This is a genomic window from Amycolatopsis sp. SID8362 (assembly GCF_010550475.1).
Taxonomy (GTDB): domain Bacteria; phylum Actinomycetota; class Actinomycetes; order Mycobacteriales; family Pseudonocardiaceae; genus Amycolatopsis; species Amycolatopsis eburnea.
Genome location: NZ_JAAGNB010000049.1, coordinates 1 through 5892, shown reverse-complemented (window position 1 = coordinate 5892; position 5892 = coordinate 1). Strand labels below are relative to the sequence as shown.

The 5892-nt window shown below is 73.0% G+C and carries 1 protein-coding gene and 1 pseudogene; both read left to right on the top strand.

The window, feature by feature from the left end; translation table 11 throughout:
* A partial coding sequence (locus G3I65_RS01420; protein ID WP_160693972.1) for an acyl carrier protein occupies window positions 1-489 on the top strand: 489 nt, incomplete at its 5' end.
* Window positions 490-521: 32 nt separating this feature from the next.
* Window positions 522-5892 (top strand): annotated as a pseudogene (locus G3I65_RS01415) (type I polyketide synthase); the annotation flags it as partial.

The following is a 5892-nucleotide window of genomic DNA, read 5'->3' as shown; positions in this document are numbered from 1 at the left end:
CTGCCGCCGGCCGAACGCGACCGGGCCGTGCTCGACCTGGTCCGGACCGAAGCCGCGGTCGTCCTCGGCCACCGCGGCGCCGACGCGATCGGCAGCACCCGGCCGTTCCGCGACCTCGGGTTCGACTCGGTGACCGCCGTCGAGGTCCGCAACCGGCTGCGGGAGGTCACCGGCCTGCGGCTGGCGGCCACCGCCGTCTTCGACCACCCGACACCGGTCGCGCTGGCCCGGTTCCTGGCGGCCGAGATCACCCCCGGCGGCACGCCCGGCGAGTCGGCGTTCGGCGCGCTGGACCAGCTGGAGGCGTCGCTGGGCGACCTCGAAACAGACGAGAACCTCCGGCTGCGCGTCGAAATGCGGCTGAAGTCCCTGCTGAACCGGTGGAGCGCGGAGCCCGCGCCGGAGAAGGCGCAGCTGGCCGATGCGTCGGCCGACGAGGTCTTCGCCTTCATCGACAACGAACTCGGAATCTCCCCGCCGGCGCACTGACGCCCTGACTGGACGAACGGATGAGGTTGGCGATGTCAGAGCAGGACAAGCTCCTCGAGTACCTCAAGCGCGTGACGGCCGACCTGCACCAGACCAGGCAGCGGCTGCAGGCGGCGGAGGCGGCCGAGCAGGAGCCGATCGCCATCATCTCCCTGGCCTGCCGGTACCCGGGCGGGGTCGCCTCGCCCGAAGACCTGTGGGACCTCGTCGCGACCGGCACCGACGCGATGTCGGGCTTCCCGGACGACCGCGGCTGGGACGTCGAGCGCATGTACGGCGAGGAGGGCGCCCGCGCGGTCGAAGGCGGCTTCGTCCCCGACGCGGCCCGGTTCGACCCCGGCCTGTTCGGCATCTCGCCGCGCGAGGCGCTGGCCATGGACCCCCAGCAGCGCCTGCTGCTGGAGACGTCCTGGGAACTCCTGGAGCGCGGCCGCCTCGACCCGTTTTCCTTGCGGGGCAGCCGAACCGGCGTGTTCATCGGCGCGAACGCGTCGGGCTACAGCAGCACGCTGCAGACGGCCGCGGGCTCCGAGGGCTACCTGCTGACCGGCGAAGCGCCGAGCGTCATGTCGGGCCGGCTGTCCTACACCTTCGGGCTGGAAGGCCCTTCGGTCACTGTGGACACTGCGTGTTCGTCGTCGCTGGTCGCGCTGCACTGGGCCTGTCAGGCCTTGCGGCAGGACGAGTGCGGCCTCGCGCTGGCGGGCGGCGTCACGGTGATGGTCAGTCCGCTGGCGTTCGCCGAGTTCAGCCGCCAGCGCGGCTTGGCATCGGACGGCCGGTGCAAGTCCTTCGCCGACGCCGCCGACGGCACCGGCTGGGGCGAAGGCGTCGGCATGATCCTGCTGGAGAAGCTGTCCGACGCCCGCCGCAACGGCCACCGCATCCTCGGCGTCATCCGCGGTTCCGCGGTGAACTCGGACGGCGCGTCCAACGGCCTGACCGCCCCGAACGGCCCGTCCCAGCAGCGTGTCATCCGGCAGGCGCTCGCCAACGCGGGCCTGTCCACTTCGGACGTCGACGCCGTCGAAGCACACGGAACCGGAACGGCGCTGGGTGACCCGATCGAGGCCCAGGCCCTGCTGGCCACGTACGGCCAGGACCGCCCCGCGGACCGTCCACTGTGGCTCGGCGCGCTGAAGTCGAACATCGGGCACACGCAGTCGGCGTCCGGCATCGCGGGCGTCATCAAGATGGTCATGGCGCTGCGGCACGAGATGCTGCCCCGAACCCTGCACGTCGACGCCCCTTCGTCCGAAGTGGACTGGTCGGCCGGAGCGGTGGAACTGCTCACCGAGCCCCGCCCCTGGCCGGCCGGCGAGTCACCGCGACGCGCGGGCGTGTCGGCGTTCGGCGTGAGCGGCACGAACGTGCACGTGATCGTCGAGGAAGCCCCGGCGGTTCCGGCAGCCGAGCCGTCAGCCCCCGCGGCGGGCCTCCTGCCCTGGGTGCTGTCGGGCGCGACCGACGCGGCCCTGCACGAGCAAGCCCAGCGACTGCTGGCGGCGGACCCCGACCCCGTCGACGGCGGCTACTCCCTGGCGGTCACCCGAGCCGCCCTCGCCCGACGCGCGGTGGTGGTGGGCGCCGATCGTGAGGAGCTGCGGGCGGGTCTGGAGCGCATCGAGGACGCGATCACCGGCACAGCCGACCCGGACGCCCTGCTCGCGGTGTTGTTCACCGGCCAAGGCGCCCAACGGTCCGGCATGGGCATGTCCCTCTACACCCGCTTCCCCGCCTACGCCGAGGCTTTCGACGAGATCCTCACCCACTTCGATCCGGCACTCCGCGAGGCCTTCACCACCCAGGCTCTCCTGGATCGCACCGAGTTCACCCAACCCGCCCTCTTCGCCCTAGAAGTCGCCCTCTACCGCCTAGTCGAGTCCTTCGGCATCCGCCCAGACTTCGTAGCGGGCCACTCAATCGGCGAAATCTCGGCGGCCCACGTAGCCGGAGTCCTGTCCCTGGAAGACGCCTGCCGCCTGGTCTCCGCCCGCGCGTCCCTGATGCAGGCACTCCCGCCCGGCGGTGCCATGGTGTCAATCGCCGCCCCCGAGTCCGCGATCACCCTCACCGAGGGCGTCTCGATCGCTGCGGTGAACGGCCCGGAATCCGTGGTCATCTCCGGCGACGAGTCCGAGGTCCTGGCCATCGCCGCCCAGTTCCCGAAAACCAAGCGCCTCGCGGTGAGCCACGCGTTCCACTCACCGCTGATGGACCCCATGCTCGAGGACTTCCGCGCCGTCGCCGAGTCCCTGGAGCACCGCCCCGCGACGATACCGGTGATCTCGAATGTGAGCGGTGCTCTCGCCGAGCCGTTCACCGCCGACTACTGGGTCCGCCACGTCCGCGAGGCGGTCCGCTTCGCCGACGGAGTCGCCACGCTGCAGGCCGAGGGCGTCCAGACCTTCCTGGAGCTGGGTCCGGATGGCGTCCTCAGCGCGATGATCGACGGCGGAACCGTGAGCAGTGCTCTACGACGAGACCGCTCCGAAGAAAGAGCACTGCTCACCGCTTTGAGCACTGTTCACGTCAACGGCATCAACGTCGACTGGACGCCCTTCTTCCCCGGCGCCCGCCGCGTCGACCTCCCCGCGTACGCCTTCCAACGCGAACGCTTCTGGCCGCGCGGCGGCGTGGCCCACGGCGACGCCGGCTCTCTCGGCCTGGGCGGTCTGGACCACCCGCTGCTCGGCGCCGCGGTCAGCCTGGCGGGCCACGACGGCGTCGTCTTCACCGGACGGCTGTCCCTCGAAACCCAGCCCTGGCTCGCCGGGCACGCGCTCGGCGGGGCCGTCCTCGTCCCCGGCACCGCGCTGCTGGAACTGGCCGTCCGGGCCGGTGACCAGGTCGGCTGCGACGTCGTCGAGGAGTTGACCCTCGAAGCCCCGCTCGTCCTGCCCGCCCGCGGCGGCGTCGCGATCCAGGTGTTCGTCGGTCCCGCCGACGGCGCCGGCCGCCGCGAACTCACCCTGCACTCGCGTCCCGACGACGGTGCCACCCCCGGCCAGGACACCGACACCTGGACCCGGCACGCGAGCGGCCTCCTCGCCACCGGCGCCCAGCCGGCCGCGGAGCTGACGGAGTGGCCGCCGCCGGGCGCCGAGCGCGTCCCGACCGACGGTCTCTACGACGGACTCGCCGCCCTCGGTTTCACGTACGGCCCGGCTTTCCACGGGCTCCAGAAGGTCTGGCGCCGCGGCGAAGACACGTTCGCCGAAGTCACGCTGCCCGAGGAGTTCCAGCCCGACGCGGCCACGTTCGGCCTGCACCCCGCCCTCCTCGACGCGGCCCTGCACCCGCTCGGCCTCGCCGCCCCCGCGGACACGCCCGCGACGGGCACCGGCGGCATGCCGTTCTCGTGGAGCGGCGTCACCCTGCACGCTTCGGGCGCTACAGCACTACGCGTCCGGTTGTCCCCGGCAGGCGACAACGCGGTCTCGGTGACGGTCCACGATCAGTCCGGCGGCCCCGTCGCGTCGGTGGGTTCCCTGGTCCTGCGCCCGATCGCCAGTCCCGCGGCGCCCACTCAGAACGGCTCGCTCTTCCGTCTCGACTGGACCTCGGTACCGGCAGCTCCCGCGACCGACGCGGTCGTCCTCGGCCCGGACACCCTCGGCCTCGGCCTCTCGCTCACGCCCGACCTGGAAACCGACGCCTCCCTCGTCTTCGCCGTCCCCGACATGGCCGCGACCGCCGTCCAGGCTGCCACCCACCGGGCACTGGCACTGGTCCAGGACTGGCTCGCCGCCGACCGCCCCGGCCGGCTGGTCGTCGTGACCCGCGACGCCGCCACGGATCCCGCCGCGGCCGCCGTCCAGGGCCTGGTGCGCTCGGCCCAATCCGAGCACCCGGGCCGCTTCCAGCTCCTCGACCTCGACGGCACCGAAACCCCCGACCTCACCACCCTCCCCGCGTCCGAACCCCAGCTCGCCGTCCGCGACGGCAAGTTCACCGCGCCCCGCCTGGTCCGTGCCCACAGTGGCGCCCTGACCGTCCCGGATGGACAGTGGCGGCTCGCCACCACCGGCGGCACCCTCGACGGCCTCACCCTCCAGCCGCAGTCCGAACAGGAACTCGGCCGGGGCGAGGTCCGGGTCGCCGTGCGCGCCGCCGGCGTCAACTTCCGCGACGTCCTGATCGCGCTCGGCATGTACCCGGACCCGGACGCCGTCCTCGGGTCGGAAGCCGCCGGCGTCGTCACCGAAGTCGGGCCGGACGTCACCGGCCTCGCGCCCGGCGATCGCGTGCTGGGCCTGTTCACCGGCGCGTTCGGGCCCACCGCCGTCACCGACGCGCGGCTGCTCGTCCCGGTGCCCGCGGGCTGGACGTTCGCCGAGGCCGCCGCCGTGCCGGTCGCGTTCGTCACCGCCTACTACGCCCTGTTCGACCTCGGCGGGCTCGAAGCCGGCCAGTCCGTGCTCATCCACGCCGCGGCCGGCGGGGTCGGCATGGCCGCCGTCCAGCTCGCGCGCACGAAGAACGCCGAGGTGTTCGCCACGGCGAGCCCGGCCAAGCACGACGCCGTCCGCGCGCTCGGCGTCACGAACATCGCGTCCTCACGCGATCTCGAATTCTCGCAACGGTTCCTCGCCGCCACCGAAGGCCGCGGCGTGGACGTCGTCCTCAACTCGCTCACCGGGTCCTTTGTGGACGCGTCGTTCGACCTGCTCCCGCGCGGCGGCCGGTTCCTCGAGATGGGCAAGACCGACCTGCGCGGCCCGGACGCCCGCGAAGGCGTCACCTACCTCCCGTTCGACCTCGGCGACCCGGGCCCGGACCGCATCCAGGAGATCCTCCGCGACCTGCTGACGCTGTTCGCGGACCACGAGCTGACCCCGCTTCCGCTCACGGCCTGGGACATCGTCCGCGCGCCGGACGCGTTCCGGTTCATCAGCCAGGCCAAGCACGTCGGCAAGAACGTCCTGACCGTCCCGGCCGCGCCGGACCCGGACGGCACCGTGCTCGTCACCGGCGGCACCGGCACCCTCGGCGGCCTGCTGGCACGCCACCTCGTGACCACCCACGGCGTCCGGCACCTCCTGCTGACCAGCCGCCGCGGCGCCGCCGCCCCGGGCGCGGCCGAACTGGTCGCGGAACTCACCTCGCTCGGCGCCGACGTGCGCGTCGAAAGCTGCGACGTCACCGACCGCGCCGCCCTCGCCGCGCTGCTGGATCCGGTGCGCCTGACCGGTGTCGTGCACACCGCGGGCGTTCTCGACGACGGCGTCGTCGAGTCCCTCACCCCCGAGCGGCTCGACGCGGTCGTCGGGCCCAAGGTCGACGCCGCGCTCAACCTCCACGAGCTGACCCGCGACCACGACCTCGCGTGGTTCGCCCTGTACTCCTCGCTGGCCGGGGTCGCCGGCGCGGCGGGCCAGGGCAACTACGCGGCCGCCAACG